Source organism: Microbulbifer sp. MLAF003 (genome assembly GCF_030012965.1).
GTDB lineage: Bacteria > Pseudomonadota > Gammaproteobacteria > Pseudomonadales > Cellvibrionaceae > Microbulbifer > Microbulbifer variabilis.
Window position 1 is genome coordinate 3,048,655 of record NZ_CP120232.1, and the last position, 21,294, is coordinate 3,069,948.

The 21,294-nt window shown below is 47.8% G+C and carries 16 protein-coding genes and 1 pseudogene; 11 read left to right on the forward strand and 6 right to left on the reverse strand.

Going from position 1 to position 21,294, the window contains the following annotated elements; all coding sequences use genetic code 11:
* Window positions 1–126: 126 nt before the first annotated feature.
* The 3 genes and pseudogenes from cobN to P3339_RS14515 form a co-directional block, all read right to left on the reverse strand.
* A pseudogene (cobN, locus tag P3339_RS14500) lies at window positions 127–4,075 on the reverse strand (cobaltochelatase subunit CobN).
* A gap of 2 nt (window positions 4,076–4,077) precedes the next feature.
* Window positions 4,078–4,425 (reverse strand): DUF2149 domain-containing protein, encoded by a 348-nt coding sequence (locus P3339_RS14510; RefSeq protein ID WP_020414951.1) that lies wholly within the window; start codon window positions 4,423–4,425, stop codon window positions 4,078–4,080.
* The gene (locus tag P3339_RS14515; protein WP_020414950.1) at window positions 4,425–4,955 is read right to left on the reverse strand and encodes a MotA/TolQ/ExbB proton channel family protein; all 531 of its coding nucleotides are present in this window, start codon (window positions 4,953–4,955) and stop codon (window positions 4,425–4,427) included. The genes P3339_RS14510 and P3339_RS14515 overlap by 1 nt, the downstream gene beginning before the upstream one ends.
* Window positions 4,956–5,184: 229 nt before the next feature.
* Between P3339_RS14515 and P3339_RS14520 the strand changes: the two genes are divergently transcribed.
* A complete protein-coding gene (locus P3339_RS14520; protein WP_282950970.1) occupies window positions 5,185–7,356 on the forward strand; it encodes a TonB-dependent hemoglobin/transferrin/lactoferrin family receptor in 2,172 nt (723 codons plus the stop codon).
* A 337-nt stretch (window positions 7,357–7,693) separates the two neighbouring features.
* On the opposite strand, the gene P3339_RS14525 is transcribed toward P3339_RS14520, so the two are convergent.
* Window positions 7,694–8,665 carry a LysR family transcriptional regulator gene (locus tag P3339_RS14525; protein WP_282950971.1) on the reverse strand — a complete coding sequence of 324 codons (972 nt, stop codon included), beginning with the start codon at window positions 8,663–8,665 and terminating at the stop codon, window positions 7,694–7,696.
* 75 nt (window positions 8,666–8,740) lie between these two features.
* On the opposite strand from P3339_RS14525, the gene P3339_RS14530 reads away from it, so the two are divergent.
* The 3 genes from P3339_RS14530 to P3339_RS14540 are packed head-to-tail and all read left to right on the forward strand — an operon-like array spanning window position 8,741 to window position 10,617.
* Window positions 8,741–8,944, forward strand: a complete 204-nt coding sequence (locus P3339_RS14530) for a hypothetical protein (RefSeq protein WP_282950972.1) — start codon at window positions 8,741–8,743, stop codon at window positions 8,942–8,944.
* Window positions 8,917–9,477, forward strand: a complete 561-nt coding sequence (locus P3339_RS14535) for a glycine betaine ABC transporter substrate-binding protein (RefSeq protein ID WP_282953600.1) — start codon at window positions 8,917–8,919, stop codon at window positions 9,475–9,477. Before P3339_RS14530 ends, P3339_RS14535 begins: the two co-directional genes overlap by 28 nt.
* 33 nt (window positions 9,478–9,510) lie before the next feature.
* A complete protein-coding gene (locus P3339_RS14540) occupies window positions 9,511–10,617 on the forward strand; it encodes an L-dopachrome tautomerase-related protein (protein ID WP_282950973.1) in 1,107 nt (368 codons plus the stop codon).
* 98 nt (window positions 10,618–10,715) lie between these two features.
* Here the strand turns inward: P3339_RS14540 and P3339_RS14545 are convergent, their stop codons facing one another.
* Window positions 10,716–10,922 carry a DUF2905 domain-containing protein gene (locus tag P3339_RS14545; protein WP_020414945.1) on the reverse strand — a complete coding sequence of 69 codons (207 nt, stop codon included), beginning with the start codon at window positions 10,920–10,922 and terminating at the stop codon, window positions 10,716–10,718.
* A gap of 187 nt (window positions 10,923–11,109) precedes the next feature.
* Between P3339_RS14545 and P3339_RS14550 the strand changes: the two genes are divergently transcribed.
* From P3339_RS14550 to P3339_RS14580, 7 genes are all read left to right on the forward strand, one after another.
* A complete protein-coding gene (locus P3339_RS14550; protein WP_282950974.1) occupies window positions 11,110–11,712 on the forward strand; it encodes a PQQ-dependent sugar dehydrogenase in 603 nt (200 codons plus the stop codon).
* Between the two features lie 5 nt (window positions 11,713–11,717).
* Window positions 11,718–12,269 (forward strand): PQQ-dependent sugar dehydrogenase, encoded by a 552-nt coding sequence (locus tag P3339_RS14555; protein ID WP_282953601.1) that lies wholly within the window; start codon window positions 11,718–11,720, stop codon window positions 12,267–12,269.
* 112 nt (window positions 12,270–12,381) lie between these two features.
* A complete protein-coding gene (locus P3339_RS14560; protein WP_282950975.1) occupies window positions 12,382–14,070 on the forward strand; it encodes an amidohydrolase in 1,689 nt (562 codons plus the stop codon).
* A 913-nt stretch (window positions 14,071–14,983) separates the two neighbouring features.
* A complete protein-coding gene (locus P3339_RS14565; RefSeq protein WP_282950976.1) occupies window positions 14,984–15,994 on the forward strand; it encodes a DUF4062 domain-containing protein in 1,011 nt (336 codons plus the stop codon).
* Between the two features lie 178 nt (window positions 15,995–16,172).
* Window positions 16,173–16,925: an RraA family protein gene (locus P3339_RS14570; RefSeq protein WP_282950977.1), complete on the forward strand. Its 753-nt coding sequence runs from the start codon at window positions 16,173–16,175 to the stop codon at window positions 16,923–16,925.
* Window positions 16,926–16,960: 35 nt separating this feature from the next.
* Window positions 16,961–17,431, forward strand: a complete 471-nt coding sequence (locus tag P3339_RS14575; RefSeq protein ID WP_282950978.1) for a GNAT family N-acetyltransferase — start codon at window positions 16,961–16,963, stop codon at window positions 17,429–17,431.
* Between the two features lie 239 nt (window positions 17,432–17,670).
* Window positions 17,671–18,093: a hypothetical protein gene (locus P3339_RS14580; protein ID WP_282950979.1), complete on the forward strand. Its 423-nt coding sequence runs from the start codon at window positions 17,671–17,673 to the stop codon at window positions 18,091–18,093.
* A gap of 577 nt (window positions 18,094–18,670) precedes the next feature.
* Here the strand turns inward: P3339_RS14580 and P3339_RS14585 are convergent.
* Entirely contained in the window at window positions 18,671–20,869 is a 2,199-nt protein-coding gene (locus P3339_RS14585) for a M3 family metallopeptidase (protein ID WP_020414938.1), read from the reverse strand.
* Between the last annotated feature and the right edge of the window lie 425 nt (window positions 20,870–21,294).

Sequence of the window (21,294 nt, forward strand, 5' to 3'; positions counted from 1 at the left end):
CATTGGCTCAAAAATTTTTTTACCGAAAAAGTAAAAAGCCAGCAACGCTGGTAAGAATTGCTGGCCTTAACTGATCAAAAAGTGACTTTAGGATTGGCTTTTATTGCCAAGGGTAATGCCCAATACCTAGGCATGGGTCACTCGCTGCCCTCCAACCTCAAAAAAGCGCTCAAAAAATACGCTAATAAATCCGGTGATAACAACTGCCAACAGTAATAACCACAAGAAATCCTGGGGCTTGTCCTGAGCTGCGGGCTCTTTTACTTGTTCTAGTTTCTGTCCACTAACTTGCTGAGACGCTGGAGCGCTGTTAGCGACATTATCTACCGTCTGGCCACTTACAAGCGGGGCAAGACCAAACCCAAGGGCCTGCTGATTCACAAAATCAGTAAATTTTTCATTGTCTGTTGCTACGTCGTGCTGGTTGGCAAGTTCGGTGTAAGTCTCGACCATTTTCCTTAGCGTTTCTGCATCGGCAGGCCAGTAACCCTTTCGCACGGCTTCCAACATGCGCTCCAGCATTTGCGCCAAGGCTTCCGCATTGTGCTCCTCAAAGAACTCACGCATATCCATTTGGTATTTATCATCCACGTAGACTTCAAACATCTCCTGCCATTGGTCGTCGCGAATGGTTTCCGGGGTCATCACCTCCCAACCCCACATGTTGTTCACGCGATCCAGAATTGCCGTTGCGCCGGCATAGCCGGATTCCTGCATAGCCTCAATCCAGCGGGGATGGAAGTAACGGCTACGCATTTCCTGATTGACAAACTCTCCCAGGGTCTGGGTTTTAATGTTGTCCTTACGGCGCAGATTGGATACGTACATCTCTGGCGTCTTACCGTCGAGATTGCGCACCGCTAGCCCCATACCACCAAAGTACTGGAAAGGATCGTCATTGGTCATCATCGCGTAGAGGTTGGTGGAACGTGAGAAAATGACCCCATCAGTACCGGAAAGCACCTTGCCATAAAGTGCAACATTACGCTGGTCCTCGCTCCAACGGGACTCATCCTTGCCATAGGCAAACCCCATGCGGCGCATATACAGATCGGCCAGCTTGTCGTCTGTCTCCCAGCTGTCGGAAGCCAGGCTGGCACCATTCAGGCCGGTACCGTAATTGCCACTTTCATTGGAGAAAATACGCACGGAGGAAAGATAGCGGGCATCCTCCTCGGAGCTGCCCTCTTCCTTTAGCTGTTGCAGTAAGGCCTGACTGTGGCGATAAACAAAGTTGTTCTCCTCCTTCATCTGCGCCACTTTATCGATGGCTTCCGCCAGCCACAGCATCACATTAGGGAAAGCATCGCGGTAAAGGCCCGTAGCAGAGATCACCACATCGATACGAGGGCGCTTTAACTCTGAATAGGGAATCACCTCAGTTCCAGTAACATTGCCCTGCTGATTCCATTTGGGCTTGAGACCCAGCGCATGCAGTATTTGCGCTTCCAACGCACCTTGGTGGCGCATCGTCTCCAGGGACCAAAGGGAGAATGCCAGCTTATCCGGGAAACGGCCGTGTTTTTCCCGATAGTCGGCAATGGTTTGTTCCATCAGTTGAACGCCGGCCTCATAAGCCTCCTTGGACGGCACTTTGGCAGGGTTGAATCCAATCAGGTTGCGACCGGTAGGCACTGCCTGCGGGTTGCGAATAGGGTCACCCCCATGGCTCACCGGAATGTACTCACCGTCGAGCGCCAGCATCAGGTTTTGTAGCTCAGCGATACCGGCAAAGTTATCGGCATACTCCCGGCCCTGCTGCAGGTAATTTTGCAGTTCTTCAGAAAGTTCTGGCAACTTGCGGCCAGCCAGGTAGGCATTTAACAGCTGATAACCCGGCTGTGCTTCCAAGGCGACTACATTGCGTTCATCCAGCACCTGATCCTGCGGCAAACTCAGACCCTGGTCACTCTCATATTGGCCGGCGGCGGAGATAAAGTTTTCACCCAGCATTTGCAGCATGGTGCTGGTGAGATGCTCTGACTTGGGCAGCTGACCAAAACGATGGATACCCAGTGGCTGGCTCATTTCAGCCAGTTGGGCCAAGTGGTCCTGAAGACGACTGAGCTGGCCATCGAAATCAGCCTGCAGGGTTTCAGCGCTGATTTCCAGATCCTTGAGCATATTCAGCTTGTCCGCCAGGGCGATAATGCGCTCCTGGGTATTCAGCCGGGTTTGCCCTTCTTCCAGAATCAGGTAATTACCAATCAACTCAGAGAGTTCGGCCACTTCGGCATAAAGACCCGCTTTAGCGAAGCCCGGTGTCAGGTGGCTGATCATAGTCGCACGTCCGCGACGCTTGGCCTGCATAGCCTCGCCTACATTATCAATAATGTAGGGATAAAATACCGGGATATTTCCCAGAGCCAAATTTGGGGCGTCGAACACAGAGAGCCCGCGCTCCTTACCGGTTAACCATTCCTGGGAACCATGTGTCCCCAAGTGAATATAGGCATCGGCCCCGAAAGTTTTACGCGCGTAGAGATAAACCGCCAGGTAGGCATGGTTTACCGGGGTTTTCATATCGTGATACAGGGATGCATGGTCTTTTGCATTATCCGCGCGCACCCCCTGCGGCAGGACAATCAGGTTACCCAATGTCATACGTGGGATCACAAACGCCCGCTCACCATTATGGTCTGCCAACATGGCATTATCTTCCGGCTTACCCCATCGCTCCACAATGGGGTCACGCACAGAGACCGGCAAGCTATCAAACCAATCGACGTAGGTGGAAAGTGGCATCCAGTCAGCCAAACCTTTATCAATCAGCGCAGTGCTGTCTTCACGACGATAATAGGGGCGTAGCAATTGGCCGGCCCAGTCGATCAGGATCTTGGAGTCCTGCTGTTCTATTTGATAGCCACGCTCCGCCATAGATTTGGCGATAGACTCGATGGAGGAAGGTACATCGAGGAAGGCCGCGCCAATATTCTTCTCACCGGGAGGGTAGTTCCAGATAAAGGTAGCCACCTTTTTCTGGCTATTTTTTATAGCCAAGAGAAGCATGGCTCCACGCGCGTTCCACCAGCGCATTGAGCTGATCTGCCATCACAACCTTATTGCCATCTTCGCTTGCCGCAACAATTACCGGGTCGATACTGCCGGTATCTTCAGGCATTACCAGGAAGAATGGGGTTAATGAAGGAGAAACCCCACTATTATCAGCAAGGTAATCCGTTTCACTACCCTCGGTATAGTTCAGAGCGTGAATAACTGGAACGCCCAGCTTTTCGAACTCTGCGCGACGTTTACTCACATAATGGAGAGAGCGGTAATTGATCATCAGATCAATACGTGTTTGCCCTGCTTCGTCCTGTAATAAATCAGGGTAGGAAAGCGGCAGGTCCTCACCTTCAAAGAAAAAGGCAAAAGCCTTAGCACCTTTTTCTTCCAGACCAGCCAAAATTGCATCTACAACCTGCTGCTGCTCGTAATCCACTACTGAGCGATGGATAGCCAGACCTATAACCGGCTGCTCTCCTGATACCTGCAGCCACTTAAAGAAATCCCCTTCGCTGTCAGTCACCAGGTTTGGCAGGCGCGGATGATAAAAACCCACCTTGGGCACAATAATAGGATCGGCTACAGGCAGCTCGGTAAGGCCAAAGACTCCCGCGGAGAGGAACTGCATCAAATGCCGGTAGTTCTGACGCCCAGCATTATTGAAATACGCAGCGATGGATTGGTGCTGTTCAGAGGTCAGCCCCTGGTTCATGGAGGCGTTATCGGCATCCCCCAGGGAAACCACTGGCACTTTGGGGTACTGGGTTAGCAGAGGTTGGTATTTTCCAAACATAAATTGGGAGAGTGCCGGATTGATACCATCCAGCATCACCAAATTGGAGGAACCCCAAGCCTGCGCTATTTGCTCTTCACTCTTACCTTTGCTATTAAAAATCTCCAGGGTAAACGGCTGATCTGCAGCCAAATCAGATAACAGCTCCCCTTTGGCTTTCGCTGTATGACTGGACATCATCAACAAAACTTTGGGCTTATCGCTGGCCTGCACCATCATCGCAGTGAAGGCTATTACGATGAAGCATACCAATTGCATGCACACCTTCTTCAACATGACTATTTACCCCCTACAGCCTTGTCTTTTGCGGACTCTTCTTTTCCTTCCGGCACATAAACCAGGCTGCCGTCTGCCATCTGGTAAGCAACACCCGCGCGAGTGCCCTCTCCGGAGCCAATTTCACCGGTGGACTTGTACTGCTTGATTTCTTCCCCATCTTTTACGATGACTTCCATATTGGGCTCACCGGCATTCTTGATCACCGTGACCTTTTCGTTGGAAAAAACGTTTAACGGGTTTTGTGCAATAGCGATGAGCAGTGCGGCAATAATCACCAGAAAGACATCAATCAAGTTAACCGCACTCAGAATCGGGTTAAGTTCTTCATCTTCATCCAGGAAGCGCATCAGGCGGCCTCCTTCAATTTGCGAATGTTAATCAGCTCAGCGGCAAACCAACGCTTCTTTACCGAGGCCGGCCAGAAGGTCAGAGTGGAAATCGCGAGACCCCAGATCACAGCAGCAAAAGCGATAATCAGGTTTTCACTGATACCCTGGATATTGCCATCGGCCAAGGCACGCAGCGCCGGCCCCATAGGGATCATGGTGGCAATCAAGCCCAGCATGGGCGCGATACGAGTGACCATGCGTAGCATTTCCAATTTTTTAAGTGCAAAAACTTCCAGCTCGTCATCACATGCCAAAGGATGTCGCACGTAATAATTGTGCACCTGGTAGCCTGGAAGGCCCTCTTTCCGACCTTGCTTCAGAGCCAAACTGTAAGCGACAGCATTGCGCCGGCGCAGCATCCATAGAGAGATGAAGCGTCCCGTTGCGTAAAGCGAGTAGATAAAAAGGACCAGAATCGCCAGCAATACCGGGGCCATAAATAAATCAGCCACATCGGCCATCAGGTTCTCAATTATCGAAATATTCATTGCAAGCCTCCTCAGCCCAGCACTTTCGCTCTGTATCAATGGCCGCGGAAACTAGCGGAACTACCTTTCAACGTCAAATCTAATCTAATTGATAGTGATTCGCATTTGGCTTTACATTATAAAAATCATCCCTATAATCCTCCCCCAATTGGCTCCATTGGTGAGTACCCACACCTTCACAGCCGACCAACCAGAGCAGAAGTACAGAAATTACCTCAAGGACAACACCATGAAACTTCGCCCAATTGCAGCGGCCCTACTTGGCCTGGCATCCGCCGCTAACCTGCATGCCGAAACTTCAGGTTCGGCAGCCAGCAGCGAACTGGAGCTGATCGTGGTCAGCGGCCGCGCGGAAAAGCCGCTAAAAGATGTCGCAGGAAGTGTTTCTGTTGTCACTACCGATGAAATTGAACAGCTTCAGTTGAACGATATGAATCAGCTGTTCCAATACGAGCCCGGAGTTGAAGTAACCGGCGCTGCTGGCAGTGCACAAAACATTCTGGTACGCGGCATGGGTGGCGACCGGGTACTGATTATCAAAGACGGTATGCGGGTTAACGAAGGCTATGGGGCCGATGGCCAGAATGACATCATCGGCCGCGGCTTTATCGAAATAGATACCCTCAAGCAGGTAGAAGTCGCCAAGGGTGCTGCCTCTTCCCTGTATGGCTCTGATGCGCTCGCCGGCATCGTCGTCTTCACTACCAAAGATGCCAGCGACTATCTGGAGGATGGTGAGCAATTCGGCGGTGCGATCAAAACCGGGTACACAGGTATTACCAATCAATCACACATATCACCTGTTCTTGCCTTGCGCACCGGCAATTTTGAGCAACTGCTGCATACCACCTTCCGCGAAGGAGAAGAGCAGCAAAATTTCAATGAGAGCCAGGACCCCTTCGAAATTGAGTCGAAGAGCTTGCTATACAAGGCCAAGTACAGCCTTGGTGGTGAGGACTTTATCAGCTTCAGCATCGATCACTGGAACCAGGAAAGTACCGGCGACAGCGCCGATGGCCTGCTCCACTATTTCCGCGGACTAGCTGATTACGGCTATAACATCGTCAAGGAAGAATCGGTTTCTGATAAAAAGGTCCGCGCTTACCAACTGCGTTACCACAGCGAAACCCCAAGCGCAGTCTATGACCAACTGAATATCAGCCTGTACCAAAACAAATCCGAACAGGAAGACGAACAATATGGTCAGCTGGACATCAATGCTCCTATGTTCGGTGTTTTCGAAATCCGTGATATGTGGGAGACCAGCCTTTACCGTCAAGACACCATTGGCTTCCTTTCCAATGCCAGCAAGACCCTGAGCGAAACTCACACCCTGGGATATGGCCTCGACCTGGAAAAAACCGAAAGCCGCCGTACCGTACACCAGTACCGCGAAGTGGAAGACAGCTCCACCATGGACGTGACTACTGACAAATTCCCGGAAAACGAAGTTTCCCGCGCGGGCTTATTCCTGAACGACGAAATGACTTTTGCCAATGGCCAGCTGGTTGTAACCCCCGGGATACGCTACGACTGGTACGAGATGGACCCCAACGGCGCTGAGAAAACTGACGGGACTCCTTTTGCCACAATTGAAGAAAGCAATACCTCCTTCAACCTGGGAGCCCTGTACAAACTCAACGCTCGCTTGTCTGTCTTCGCCCAGTACGGCCAGGGTTTCAAAGTGCCGGCCTACGATTTGGCCTATATCGAGCACTACCTGCAACCAACCTCTACCTATGCTTACGAGGTGCTGCCAGCTGACGACCTGTCTCCAGAAACCAGCGACTCTTTCGAGCTTGGTCTGCGTGGACACCTGGGCCCGATTGCCTTTAGCACTGCCGCTTTCTACACCGAGTACGATGACTTCCTCGAAACTGCACTTATAAACAGCGAAACTTTCTTCAACGATGATGGCAGCTTCTCTCACGTATTTGAGCAATACCAATACCAAAACATCGACTCAGTGACGATTAAAGGGGTTGAGTTAAGTGCGAATTGGTACCTTTCTCCAGCGTTCGAGCTATTTGCAAATGCCAGCTATCAACGCGGTGAAAACGACACTACCGGCGAATACCTCACCAGTATCAGCCCGCTTTCCGGTGTCATTGGTGCCAGCTACACAGGCGCACAACTTTCCAGCCAGGTACTGGTACGCTGGGCGGACCGTATGGATCGGGTGAATGAAGGAGAAACAGAAGCTCCAGGCTATGGCTCTGTAGACTGGACGCTGGGTTATCAGTTGATGGAGCAGATGTCTCTCAACCTGGCCGTCAACAATCTACTCGACAAAGAGTATGTGCCCTACCTGAATGTAGCTGGCTGGGAGGAAGGCAGTGATATCTACGTAAACTCTGCTCCGGGCCGCACTTTTTCTGCATCCGTTAAGTACGATTTCTAAGTTATTAATCCGGCTAATTAGTGGATAGCCGGATTAATGCGGCGCAAGGAAGCGCCGTCGCTGGTCACGGCCAGCAAAGCCCCTGAAATACAAGTCACTCTGCGCTTTGCGCAATTTCGGGGGCTGTAATCAACTGGGTCACGGATGACCTTTTTTTGATTACTGGAGAAGTCTTTCTCCTACTCTCCTATAAGTCCCTTGCGGCCGCCCCCATGCGGCCTTTTTTAATTTAGATTAAAAAAATATTTTTAGCTGTTAACTGTTTTCTAAAAATATAAGTTTTTGAAATTTTCTAAATATTCAATACTCCGGCACTCCCATAAGATCCGTTCAGGAACTAAGTATTAGCTACTTCTATTGATTTAAAGCGCTGCGCCAACCTATCTGCAAATTCACCCACACGTCTGGGCTGAGCGCGACTCGGTGGAAAGAGCATTTGCAGCGGTATTGCGGAGGGTGTGTACTCGCTTAACAACCTAACCAACCTCCCAGCTCGGATATCCGAGCCGACATCCAGCTCAGATTTCAAAATGATACCAAGTCCATTCAAGCACCACTGTCGAGCTAGCTCACCGTCATTGGTAATCCGGTCTCCCCGCACCGTGACCGCTCTTGAAACTTCACTTTTCTGTCCTTTAACCTCTTCTCTGAAGCGCCAGCTATTGTCCAGATTCTCCCCAAAGCGCATTACTAAGCAGTTATGGCTTGTTAAATCTTCAGGCTTTTTCGGAGAGCCATACTTTTCCAGGTAGGCCGGAGAGGCACAAACAATACGCTGCTTACTGCCTAAGGTTCTGACCCGCAGTGAACTGTCAGTGATGGATCCAAACCTCAGCGCGACATCTATACCCTGGCCAACGGTATCTACATAGCCGTCGGACAGCAGCAATTCTATCGAAACCGCCGGATGGTCTTGTAAGAAACGGTCTATTTCGGGCGCTACAATTGCCCTCCCAAGGTCACAGGGTGCGCTAATCCGTATCGTTCCCGAAAGGGTTTGCGCCCCCAAGCGGATACGGGACTCCAGGTCCTCAACTTCGCCAAGAACCAACTTGGCTCCCTCAACCAGAGTTCGCCCCTCGTCGGTGAGACTGATCGCCCGCGTGGTTCGGTTTAACAAGACGACACCAAAATGAGCTTCTAGGGCCGCAAGACGCTCAGATACTGTACTGGAGGAGAGGCCTGAGTCACGCGCAGCGGATACAAGACTGCCTTTCTCGACAATCTGAAGAAACAGCGAAAGGTTATTAAGAAGCATTGTACGGCTAAACCGGATATCCATTTCGATAAATGACAGTTTATCCGGCAAATGTAGGAGACCACAATACTCCTATCAGCAGTTACTACTATCCGGTCAGCAACGCATATTGCAGGGAGATGAGATATGGATAAAAGCATTCGTATTGGTCACATTGCATTGTCATTCCATGAGGCCAGCGCTCTGGAAGTCGCCAAAATTCTTCAATCTTATGGCCACGAGGTGAGCTTTAAGTCTGCCTCTCACGAGGCCGCTTTCGACATGTTAAAAAAGGGGAAGTCGATCTACTGGCTTCGGCATGGCTGCCGTCCAGCCACGAAATCTACTTAAACCCCTTCCTTGATCAGGTAGAAAAAGTGTCTGTGCTTTATGAGCCCTACTGTATTTGGGGAGTTCCTGAGTATGTGCCTGAAGAAGCGGTTTCCACTATCGAAGATCTTTTGCATGAACCGGCACTGAGCCGTATGGAGCGATTGATACAAGGTATCAACCCTGGAGCCGGCATCAGCCGTTTTTCCGCAAAGATGATCCAGGCATATGGGCTCGACAAAGCCGGTTACGAATTTCGCCCTGGATCTGAGGAAGACTGCTTCGACCGGTTTGAGCAGGCAGTTGCAGAGAACCGGTGGACTGTCATTCCTCTATGGCATCCACAGTTTCTACATAACCGCTACACCATCCGTGCCCTCAAAGAACCCAAAGGGCTATTGGGCACTCAAGATGAAGCGACCCTTATCGTCCGCAAAGATGCCAAACAGAGAATTGGTGATGCTGCCATGGCAGACCTCTCACAGCTTTACATTGGCAATAGCAAATTGAGCGCTTTAGAGGACGAGCTCCGCACACGATCAAAAACCCAATAAAACCTCTCGAAATTCAAACTTGGAAAGTTAAATATGAAATCTCTGAACAGTTTAATTGCTGCATTTGCCCTACTCGGAATTGGCAGCGTTGCATCCTACTCGAGCTATGCAGTTGAGTCAGGGGCCCTGCAGACGGTTACAGAGTTTACGGACTCCCGTGCGGCGGGCGTTACAGTCACTCCCAGTGGTCGAATTCTGGTAAGCATGCACCCTTTGGATGCACCAAAATTGAAAGTGATGGAAGTAATGGCCAACGGAACCAAACAGCCATTCCCCAACCGCGATTGGGCCGATGGGCCAGAAACCGGTAAGGTCGGTTTTACTTCAGTTATTGGCATACACTCCGACAGTAAAGGGATTGTCTGGATTTTGGATATGGGTAGTGAGAATTCCCCCACTCAATTAGTTGCCTGGGATAGCGTAAATAATAAATTGCACAGGCAACTGGAAATTTCTAGATCTTCACTACTCACCAACTCTTTCCCACAAGATTTTGCCCTGGATGAGAAGCGTCAGAAAATTTATATCGCTGATATGTCTTTTGGTAACTTCAACGGCGCTACTAAACCGGCGATCATTGTAGTTGACCTTAAGACAGGGCAGTCACGACGGGTACTGGAGAGCGCCGATGCTTTTATGCCCCCCAACCAGGATGTCGTGATTGATGGCCTACTGTTATCAGCAAAAACCAAAGAAAATTCCAGTAAAAGCTTACGCTTTGGCCTGAACCCCATAGCATTGGATGATCAGGGTGAGTGGTTATATTTCGGCACCTTAAGTGGTAATACCCTATACCGCTTACCTGCAGCACTACTGGCTGACCATAGAATTTCCAATAAGAAGCTTGCCTCTAACATTGAAGAATTTGGACCAAAGAATCCAAGCGATGGCATTGTGATGGCACCGGGGAATGGGATTCTCGTTACTGACCTGCAAAATAATGCGATAGGTTTAACCACAAAAGGCGATTATAAAATTCTGGTGCAAGACAAGCAGCTTTCATGGCCCGACAGCTTGGCAGTAAGCAACGGCTGGATTTATATCACTCAGGATCAACTGCACCAGCACCCGGCCTTCAGTTCAGGTCTTGGTAACGCAAAACCGCCCTACAAGCTGATGCGCTTCCGCTATATGCACTAAAGCCACCCTCCCCACCAATTACTCATTTGGTGGGGACTTTCCTCTTACATTTCACTATCTACGTTCTGTCTTATCAATTACCAAGCTAAATTTAAAAACTAACGTCTAAAGAGATTCACCAGCAAACTTAACACCAAACTGATAATAATCATGGACACGATGGGAAAGTAAAATCGTGTACGTCCGGACTCAACGCGGATATCTCCTGGCAGACGCCCAAACCAGTTAAACAGCCCGGGCGCAAAATGCAACAGCACACCAAGGACCACCAAGATAAACCCTGCAACAATCATCCAGCGGGCCATTTATCCCGCCTCCTCAAGCTATTTCAATCAGTGGAAGTCTAAACCGACGTATATACATTTAAGCGTAATACTGAGGGCGCTACTCATACAACCCTGCCGCATCTATTGGAAGCCTCACCGCTGATATACTTCAAGAGTTTCCGCCCAACGACTACCCCACTTCCAGAAACATTTTTCAGGAGGCAAAGTGAGAAGGATCTCAATCGCGACAACAGTTGTACTTATTTACGCAATTATCGCAAGTAACTGTTTTGCTGATACACGCATATCCCGCGGTGCGATTCCTGTCATTGATAATGTAAAGCTGAGCCAGGTAGCTGGCCCTATCGAATATCCCTGGGGTATTGCACTGCTGCCGGATGGCGCTTTATTGATCACTCAGCGTAATGGAAAAATACGCACCATAAAAGATGGCAACCTCTCAGATCCCGTAGACTTTCCCGTTCAGGTTTACTTTGAGGGCCAAGGCGGCCTCCTGGATGTGGCAGCCAGTCCCAACTTTGCAAAGGATAATTTGCTCTTTTTCAGTTACTCAATCGGCAATACGCAAGACAACCGTCTTGCCATCGGCCGAGGCAAGTGGCAGAACGACACTCTACAAGACTTTGAGGAAATATTTAAAGCCGCCCAGGGGAAAACAAATGACCGGCATTTCGGTTCACGATTTGCATTCCTACCCGATGGTACTCTGTTGGCGACCATCGGCGATGGAGGAAATCCCCGCAGGCATACCTGGATATATTTGCACGCGAACAGGGGCAAAACCTACATACGCATTTTGGCTCTGTAATTCGTATCAAGCCTGACGGCTCAGTACCTGACGACAACCCCTTTATTGATATGAAAGGCGCCCAACCGGAAATCTGGAGCTTTGGCCATCGTAACCCCCAAGGGCTCGCCATTGATCCAGAGACTAAAGTGGTATGGTCGAATGAACATGGCCCCGCCGCGGGCGATGAACTGAATCGACTTGAAAAAGGAGCCAACTTCGGCTGGCCACGGGTCACTTTTGGCAGGGACTACCGCGATGGCTCAAATATCTCCTTCAAAATTGCCGATCCGGAATTTGTATCCCCTATTCTTGCCTGGATAGATACCCATGCCCCTGGCGGCCTCACCGTATATACAGGCAAAGCCTTCCCTCAATGGCGTGGACACCTGCTTTCAGCAGGATTAGTCACTCAAGACTTAAGAGTCATTGACCCCGAGGGCGATGCGCTTACCGGTGAACAACGCATCGTTATTGGCGAGAGAGTCCGCGACTCTGAAATCGGGGCAGATGGTACCCTCTATGTGATCACCGATGGCCCTCAAGGCAGGTTACTGCGTATCGACCCCGATCAATAAGAGAGCTGGCAATCACCAACGGGAAGTAAATTCCGCTTCCCGTGTTTGCCTTTCCATAAGAGCTAAAGCCGCCATAGAATAGCTGACAATTAAAACAAAAAGGCTATCAACTATGCGACTTTCCCGCGTTCTGGCTGTAGCACTCCTCGCCGCTTCGTCTGTCAGCGCCCAAGCTGTAACAGTGATACACAATTTTTCAGGCTATCAAACCACCGATAAAGCCCTGATCCAGTTCAGCGCCATGGCCTTCGATCAAGGGAAGGTATTGGAAACTGGCAGCATTACCGAGCTGAATAAGAAGTATCCTGATGCAGACAAGATTGATGCCAATGGCAAAACTCTACTACCCGGTTTAATTGATGCCCACGGCCATATGTTGGGCCTGGGCCAGCTCAATACTATGCTGGACCTGCGCGACCAATCACTGGAGGAAGCCCTGAAGTCCATCAAGCGCCACGCCGAACACTTGGCGCCCAATGAGTGGCTCCTAGGAAGAGGCTGGAATCAGGTCACCTGGCCAGGCAAACAATTTCCCACGAGCGACCAATTGGATGCCCTGGAAATTGATCATCCGATCTGGCTACGGCGGGTAGATGGCCATGCCGGTTGGGCCAACGCCAAAGCGCTGCGTCTCGCCGGCGTAGATAAAAATACCCAATCGCCGGAAGGCGGTGAGATTCTGCGGAATAGCAAAGGCGAACCTTCAGGCATCTTGATTGATAATGCAATGGGTCTTTTACAAAAGGCCATTCCAGCCCCCACTCTCACCCAAGAAAAGAAATCCCTACAGAATGCCTTCGCCAAGGCGCTCTCTCTGGGCCTTACCAGCGTGCATGATGCAGGTATTAACGAGAAAACTCTTAACGCCTATAGAGAACTATCTAAAGAAGGTGCTATCCCCATGCGGATGTACCCTATGTTGTCAGTAGACAGCCACAACTATGCCAAATTGCTAAAAGCCGGCCATATCGGCGGTCCCGAAGATCGACTGTATATGCGCAGCATTAAGTTATCGGCCGATGGTGCCTTGGGCAGTCGTGGTGCAGCGCTACTGGAACCCTATCACGATCGTCCATCGGAAAAAGGGCTTCTACTCTACCCAGAAACCAAAATGCTCTCTCTGCTTAAATTAGCTACCGATAACGATTTTCAAGTGAATGTCCATGCCATCGGCGATAGAGCCAACCATATCGTACTCAATCACCTGGAGACACTGGATAAGGCTGAAAGCCAGAAGCAGCTTCGCCACCGTGTGGAGCACGCACAGGTCATAGAAGTGAAGGATATTCCTCGCTTTACCCAGCTTAATCTGATTGCCTCTATGCAGCCCACCCATGCCACCAGTGATAAAAACATGGCTGGTGACCGTTTGGGAGAGAAACGCCTGATCGGTGCTTACGCCTGGCAAACCCTATTAGATCAAGGTACACCAATCGCTGCCGGCTCCGATTTCCCTGTAGAGCCCGCCAATCCCCTTTTCGGACTCCATGCAGCAGTAACCCGCCGTGACCGCCAGGGAAATCCCACTGATGGTTGGCGCACCGAGGAAGCAATGACCTTGGAGCAGGCGCTACGTGCATTTACCCTTCACGCAGCCTATGCCAGCCACCAGGAGAAAATGATTGGCAGCCTTGAAGCCGGAAAATTCGCAGACTTTATTTTACTGGACAAGAATATCTTTGAGATAGACCCTCAAGAAATCTGGAAAGCAAAAGTAATGGAAACCTGGGTTGAGGGGAAAGGGTTTATAAAACCACTTTCTGATAAGAATAATGGGCTTTTCTTAACAGCAGTGGCTTAAAGTACTTTTTTGAAGAACTACCTTTGCAATAAGTTACAGTAAGCACTCAAGAATTTTAGGAAGAGCCCGCAAACGACCTAAAAAAGCCAAATGCTATAGCGTAATGAGCAAACTTGTTTTCATGTATAATCTTAGGTGCTCTAAATTCGAATACCCAGGTCATTTCTACTTCAGGTTCCAGATTCCAGACTTACCTAGACTTTGACTCAGCGGCCAGACCATCTCATAAAAGCCTGCCTGGATTGTATAAAACCAAAAGTATCAAAATCCTCTATAATCCTCCAAAAAATAAATCTAATTATTAAAAATAGAATTTAAAGGTAAGTGACCAACAACTAACTTTATCAAAAATCATATCTAGATATTACTTTGGACATATTGCAGATAGCAACCATCTTGCCATACACCAAAAAACTCAATAACAGTTTGCCTGTAAGAAAAAGCTGACTTACCACCTTCAAAAGATTATCAACAGATGAAAATAGCCTACCAGATTACAGGATATTCAGATGGGACCTTTTAACAAGTGGCTGACAGTGATAGAGTTTGCTGGTCTCCAAATGATTTCCATTTGATGATAAAATCTGGGGGATACATTGAACCCCTTAATATGTTCAATGTAAGTGCACAAGGAAGAAAAAATCGTGCTAGATGTCACAACTGCTTTTTACTCCCTCAAGAATTGCAATAAAACTGCAGCGTGTTCTTTGAACATAAAGCCAGTGATCAGCCACGTTATTAAATATCTTTACAACCACCAACCGATCCTACACTCTAAAAACAGTGCAATTCTAAGCAACAAATTTCGTTCTTATAAAATATTCATACATTTGCAAAATGTTTACATCCTTTTTTACAGTCGTTAATCAGAAATCTATTTAAACATCTTTCAAAAGCCTGAGTACACTAAAGTATGGATAAAAGATATCAAGTTTTTGTCAGCTCAACCTATGTTGATTTAAAAGAAGAGAGACAGAAAGTTCTTCAGACCCTGATGGAAATGGATTGTATTCCTGCTGGAATGGAGCTATTCCCTGCAGCAGACGAAGAGCAATGGGAGTTCATTCAGAGAGTTATTGATGATTGTGACTATTACCTGCTTATAATTGGTGGTCGCTATGGATCAATAGCCGATAACGGTCTTAGCTATACTGAGAAAGAATTTGACTATGCTGTTAGCAAAGGAATCAAAGTTATTGCTCTATTACATGACTCCCCTGAATTACTACCCAGAGCAAAGACTGAAAAAAGTGAAGAGCTTGAGAGAAAACTAAATAAATTTAGAGAAAAAGTTAGTAGTGGGAGACTGGTTCGATTTTGGTCAGACCCAAGGCAGTTACCAGGCGAAGTCGCCCTTAGCTTAAATAAAACAATAAAAATATTCCCCTCTACAGGATGGGTTAGAGCTAATTTAACAGCCTCACCAGATTTACTTATAGAACTCAACAATTTAAGAAAGCTAAATGATTCACTCAAATTGCAACTCGAAAACCTAAATAGAAGTTCGTTTATTATTCCATTATCCGACTTAGCAGATTGGCATGACTCTATTAATATAACAGGAACTTACTCTGTTAACGCAAGTAGTATCAATTATGAAATACTTGATAAAACCTGGAAAACAGAGACTACATGGAGTAAATTATTCTCAATCATCTCACCATACTTGACGCGCTCACCACATGAAAATTTAGTAAGCAATTTCATTGCAACTGAATTTAATAGATCCACATCAAGTAAACTGAATGCCTCAGATTTCAAAGTAGATCAACAAGTATTATTCTCTATACGAGTTCAATTTATAGCGTTAAGCTTTATATCTATTGATAGAGATGGAAACTGGCTTTTGACTGAAGCCGGAAATAATAAGATGATCGAATCCAGAGTTTCTCGAAGAGTGCATCCAGAAGAGCTAAGTACTTGATAAGCATATTAGCTTTACTCCCAATTATTAATCACAGATCCAATGCTTCACACTGCCAGCCCTTTACGATGCTACTACTAGCTTTCCCAGGGGTGGCAGGAACAAATTAAGTAATTTGACACTTTGGTATTGATGTACTTATATCTTTGCTTATCAATCCTAAATAGCTGCGTTTTCCATGATAGAAGACAGCCCAACCCTCAAGCTACACCGTAACTTTACCCGCCCATCTCAGGCCGACATAAATGTGTTACGCAATACGCCAACAGAATTTATTGTCGACTGTATGGATGGTCGCGGATCTCTACACCATGCTATTAAACCGATATTACCAATGGACTCCTCAATAGTCGGTATAGCGGTCACCTGCGAATGTGGCCCTGCGGACAATCTTGGTGTTCTGGGAGCGCTCGACGTAGCGCAACCTGGTGACATAGTGGTTGCCTCAACAGATTCATTTACTCAAACAGCGGTAATCGGCGATTTAGTACTGGGCATGATGAAAAACAAAGGGGTGATAGGATTTGTCACAGATGGGTTGGTTCGAGATTTAGAAGGAATAGAACGTCTTTCACTTCCTGTGTTTTGCAAAGGGGTTACACCGAATTCACCAGCTAGAAACGGCCCGGCATCAGCTGGCCTCCCTGTAAACCTTGATTCAACCCATATCTGCTCAGGTGACATTATTATTGCAGACCGAGCTGGAGTTGTTGTCGTACCCTTACAGCAATTGAACGCCATAAGCAGTAAACTCCAAAAAGTAAAAAATGACGAAGCAGCTTTGCAGCAAGCTGTAGAAACTGGCCTAACCCTACCCCCTTTTATAAGGAAATCGTTAATGCTGGAAAAGTTGTCGAACTTGATAAGTAACTTCGCTATAAAAGATCCAGCAAAAAAATTACTGGGAAAGGGGAGCCTCTTCAACCCTTGAAAACGATAACATACCCTAGCGCACGATATGACAATATGAAGTATCAAAATACGATTGAATATACTCAAATACCAGAAAAGGATGCCCCCCTCTCACTTTTACTTGAGGCCGACCCATCCAAAAAACATATACGCTCCTATCTGCCAGGTTCCTGGTGCTTTGCAGCCATTGACACTAACCATATTAAAGGCATTTGCGTTGCAAATAGAGTTGATACATTCATTGCGGAGATTTTCAATATTTCTATTTCCCCAGAGAAACAAAAACAAGGAATTGGCACTAAGCTCCTGGAATTCTCACTTTTGGAACTAACCTCAAAAGGAATCCATAGAGTTGAACTCGGCACAGGCACTTTTGGCTATCAGTTAACTTTCTATCAGCGCCATGGCTTTAGAGTGGAAGCTGTCATCAGGGATTATTTCCTAAATAATTATGATCAGCCAATTTTTGAAAATGACTTGCAGCACAAGGACATGCTTAGGCTCTATATAGAATTAAACAGCTAAGTTGGAACCCATACCATCAGAAAACCTTAGATTCAAGGTCTTTTTCACTGGAAGAGCTCAAGCCAATATCGTTGACATCAAGAATATATATCTTTACTAAAAAGTGTGGAATTAAGGATAGTTTATCTATTTTACTTCAGAAGAAATTTTTTCAAATTGAACCAGATAAAACTATTGCTCAAACAAGCATTCAACATTATAGTTTCCCTTTAAGAATCCTGTGATAAAAATAGCACACAATGCGTCAAGCCATGTTCCTCATTAAAGCCACTACTGCTTGGATTGTCATGGTTATGGCTGCAATTGCAAATGGATTCTTTAGGGAGAGTATTTTAAATCCATATTTGGGAGAGAAACTATCTTTACCAATAAGTGGATTGACTCTATCAGCACTTGTATTTGCAATAGCCTACAAGACTGTAAAATATTTCCAATTAGACTCTATAATTACCTGCTTGATACTTGGTTCACTTTGGGCTTTTCTCACATTTTTGTTTGAGTATGGTTTTGGTTACTACATACAAAACATGACCATCGATGAAATCAATCAAGTTTTCAATATTATGAGCGGCAATCTATTTATTTTTGTTATTATTACAGCCTTGATATCACCGGTTGTACTTGCACCTCGAAAGAAGGGATCAAAGGAAACTCCGAGCTAAGCCGGATATATTTTGTCCTAGCCATATTTTTCATCTGCCATTTCCAGCAGCATTAGCTTTCGCTTCAACAATATTAGTTAAATTCATGACAATAGAAGTATCTAAATTACAATAGATATAATACCGCCCCTGCTATTTATATAATCAACTTATAAAACAACCTGGATGCTGGTAGCTGGCCTGAAACTCTGGTCAGCTGGAAAGATTGGCCCTGTAGCAGCAGGACGCATATGATCCAATACAATCGGGATTATTGCCGACCTACTTGTTATACCCTGGCCATACGTTTGGTCAACTTATATTGTTAAAACAAAATTATTTCACCATGGCTCAACTCATGGCTCAACTACTATAGGAGCACAAGTGCTAGATTCACAGAGCCTGCTGGAGGGCCCGAAAAAACTGCTGCTTAACTCCTGAATTTTAATATCCCGTTCAGGCTTGCATATAAACTCACGCCCCCCTTATTGGCTTACGAATTATTTATTTGCGAGTCAAATATTTCCATATGCCACATATAAAAAAGCCGCATCAAAAGATGCGGCTTTTTCGTGAACGAGCTATTGAAACTAAGTTCTCAGCCTTCCTTTTTCTTTGGTACCGGGAAACCACGATCACGCATCAACGCTTCGATATTGGCGTCACGGCCACGGAAAGCGCGATAAGCATCTGCGGGGTCCACAGCGTTACGCGGTGCAAACAGGTGTTCAACCAGCTTGGCAGCAACGCCCTTGTCGTAAAAACCACCTTTAGATTCAGCAAACGCCTCAGACGCATCAGAGGTCAGTACATCAGCCCACATGTAGCCATAGTAACCGGCGGAGTAACCCTCACCAGAGAAGATATGACCAAAGTGCGGCGTGCGGTGGCGCATTACCAGCTCCTTCGGCATACCCAGTTTGTCCAGTGTTTCACGCTCAAACTTGTCGGGGTCGATACCTTCAGGATTAGCGGTGTGGAACTTCATATCAATCAAGGCAGAAGCCAGGTACTCAGTAGTGGCGAAGCCCTGGTTGAATTTGGCTGCTTTCTTGATCTTGGCTACCAGATCAGCAGGGATCGGCTCGCCAGTTTTGTAGTGCACCAGGTAGTTGTCGATTACCGCATCGGTGGACAGCCAGCGCTCCAACAGCTGAGACTGGAACTCGGTGTAGTCACGTACACCGCTGTTCAAGGTTGGGTAGGTCACATTGGATGCGAGGAAGTGCAGCGCGTGGCCAAACTCATGGAAGAACGTCTCTGCATCATCCCAACTTACCAGTACAGGCTCGCCGGGTGCGCCTTTGATAAAGTTGGAGTTGTTGGACGACAGTACATTCTTCTTGCCATCAAAGGTGGAGTGGTCACGATACATAGTAGCCCAGGCACCGGAGCGCTTACCTGCGCGAGCGAATGGGTCCAGATACCAGAGGCCGATATGCTCGCCACTGGTCTTATCGTTCACTTCCCAGACTTTAACGTCTTCATGGAATACCGGCACTGAGCCTTCTTTTACCGGGGTGAATTTGAAGTTAAACAACTCACCAGCCACGTAGAACATAGCTTCGCGCAAGTTGTCCAGTTGCAGGTACTGCTTCACTTCATCAGAGTTCAGGTCATACTTGGCTTTACGAACCTTCTCCGCGTAGTAGCGGTAGTCCCAGGGCTCAATGGTGATATTGGCTTTTTCGGCATCGGCTACGGCCTGCATATCAGCCACTTCTTCTTTCACTCGGGCAACTGCTGCTGGCCATACTGCCTCCATCAGCTCCATAGCGCGCTCAGGAGTCTTCGCCATACGGTCCTGCAGACGCCATTGAGCGTAGTTATCGAAGCCCTGCAGGCCTACTCGCTCATCACGCAGCTTCAGGATTTCAGCGATGATGGCGTTGTTATCGTGCTGATCGCCATTGTCGCCACGGCTGTAGTAGTTGGTCCATACTTGCTTTCGCAGCTCGCGATCATCGGAGTAAGTCAGGAATGGGTCCATAGAGGAGCGGGAATTGGTAATAGCGTACTTACCCTTCTCGCCTTTCTCTTCTGCCAGCGCTGCGGCAGCTGCAACAAAGGACTCCGGCAGGCCGGCCAACTGATCTTTGGTCAGGAAGATATCGTAGCCTTCCTCATCCGCCAGCACGTTGTTGGAAAACTTGGTGTAAAGCTCGGCCAGGCGCTTATTGATCTCAGCATAGCGCTCCTTGGCTTCACCTTGCACCGTGGCACCGTTAGTAGAGAACTGGGTATAGATCAGCTCAACAACACGTTTTTGTTCAGCATCCAGATCCATCGAGTTACGCTGGTCGTAGATGGCCTTGATACGATTAAACAGAGCTTCATTCTGGTAAATTTTGGACTCGTAATCAGCCCACAGAGGTGCCAACTCCTGTTGGACCTTACGAAACTCTGGAGAGGACATATTAGCGGCCCAGATTCCGTAGTAAGCAGTAGCACGGCCCAATTCGGCGCCGCCGCGCTCCATCGGCACGATAGTATTGGCAAAGGTGGGCTTGGCTGGGTTGGCAGCAATGGCCTCAAGTTCAGCCAAATTGATCTCAATGCCCTTCTCAATCGCGGGCTTGAGATCTTTCAGGTTCATCTTGTCAAACGCAGGTACACCACCGTAGGGACCAGTCCACTCAGCAAGAAGCATGTTACTGGCGTGCTCTGGAGTTACAGCCATGGACTCTTCAGCTTTCACAGTGTCTTTAGCTACCTCAGCCTGCTTTGCCTTTTCACCACAACCGCCCACAACCGCCAGGGATGCGGCTACGGCTAGTGCGATCATTGTCTGACGCATTTGCTATCTCCTCTAAGATAGAGTTTTGTAATAGTTTTAAGGTCGAGAGTTTAACCCCAGATGCCCCACCCAGGCCAACTTTACCGCCTCAGATGCCTGAAGCTGCGGTAAACAGAGAGATTTCCACGACAACCTCCAACACCTGATCAACCTATGAAACGCCGCCCAGGCAAGTACTCCGTCTGCTTTCTTGATAACGACTTTTTAAGTGAATAGTTTATAATGCATCAAAAGTATGACTTTATGGTCAGATAGCTGATCCGTTATCTACCAAAGAAGCCTCAGGCCTTCTTTGTACCCATCAAATGTCAGTACAAAGCCTCAGCTCCCTCTCAAAGAAGGAAGAAGCAGGCCTGATATCTCCTGATTACACAGCGAATCGCACCCCCGGGCCTTAGAGAGGTTAATTCAAGAAGATTTATACA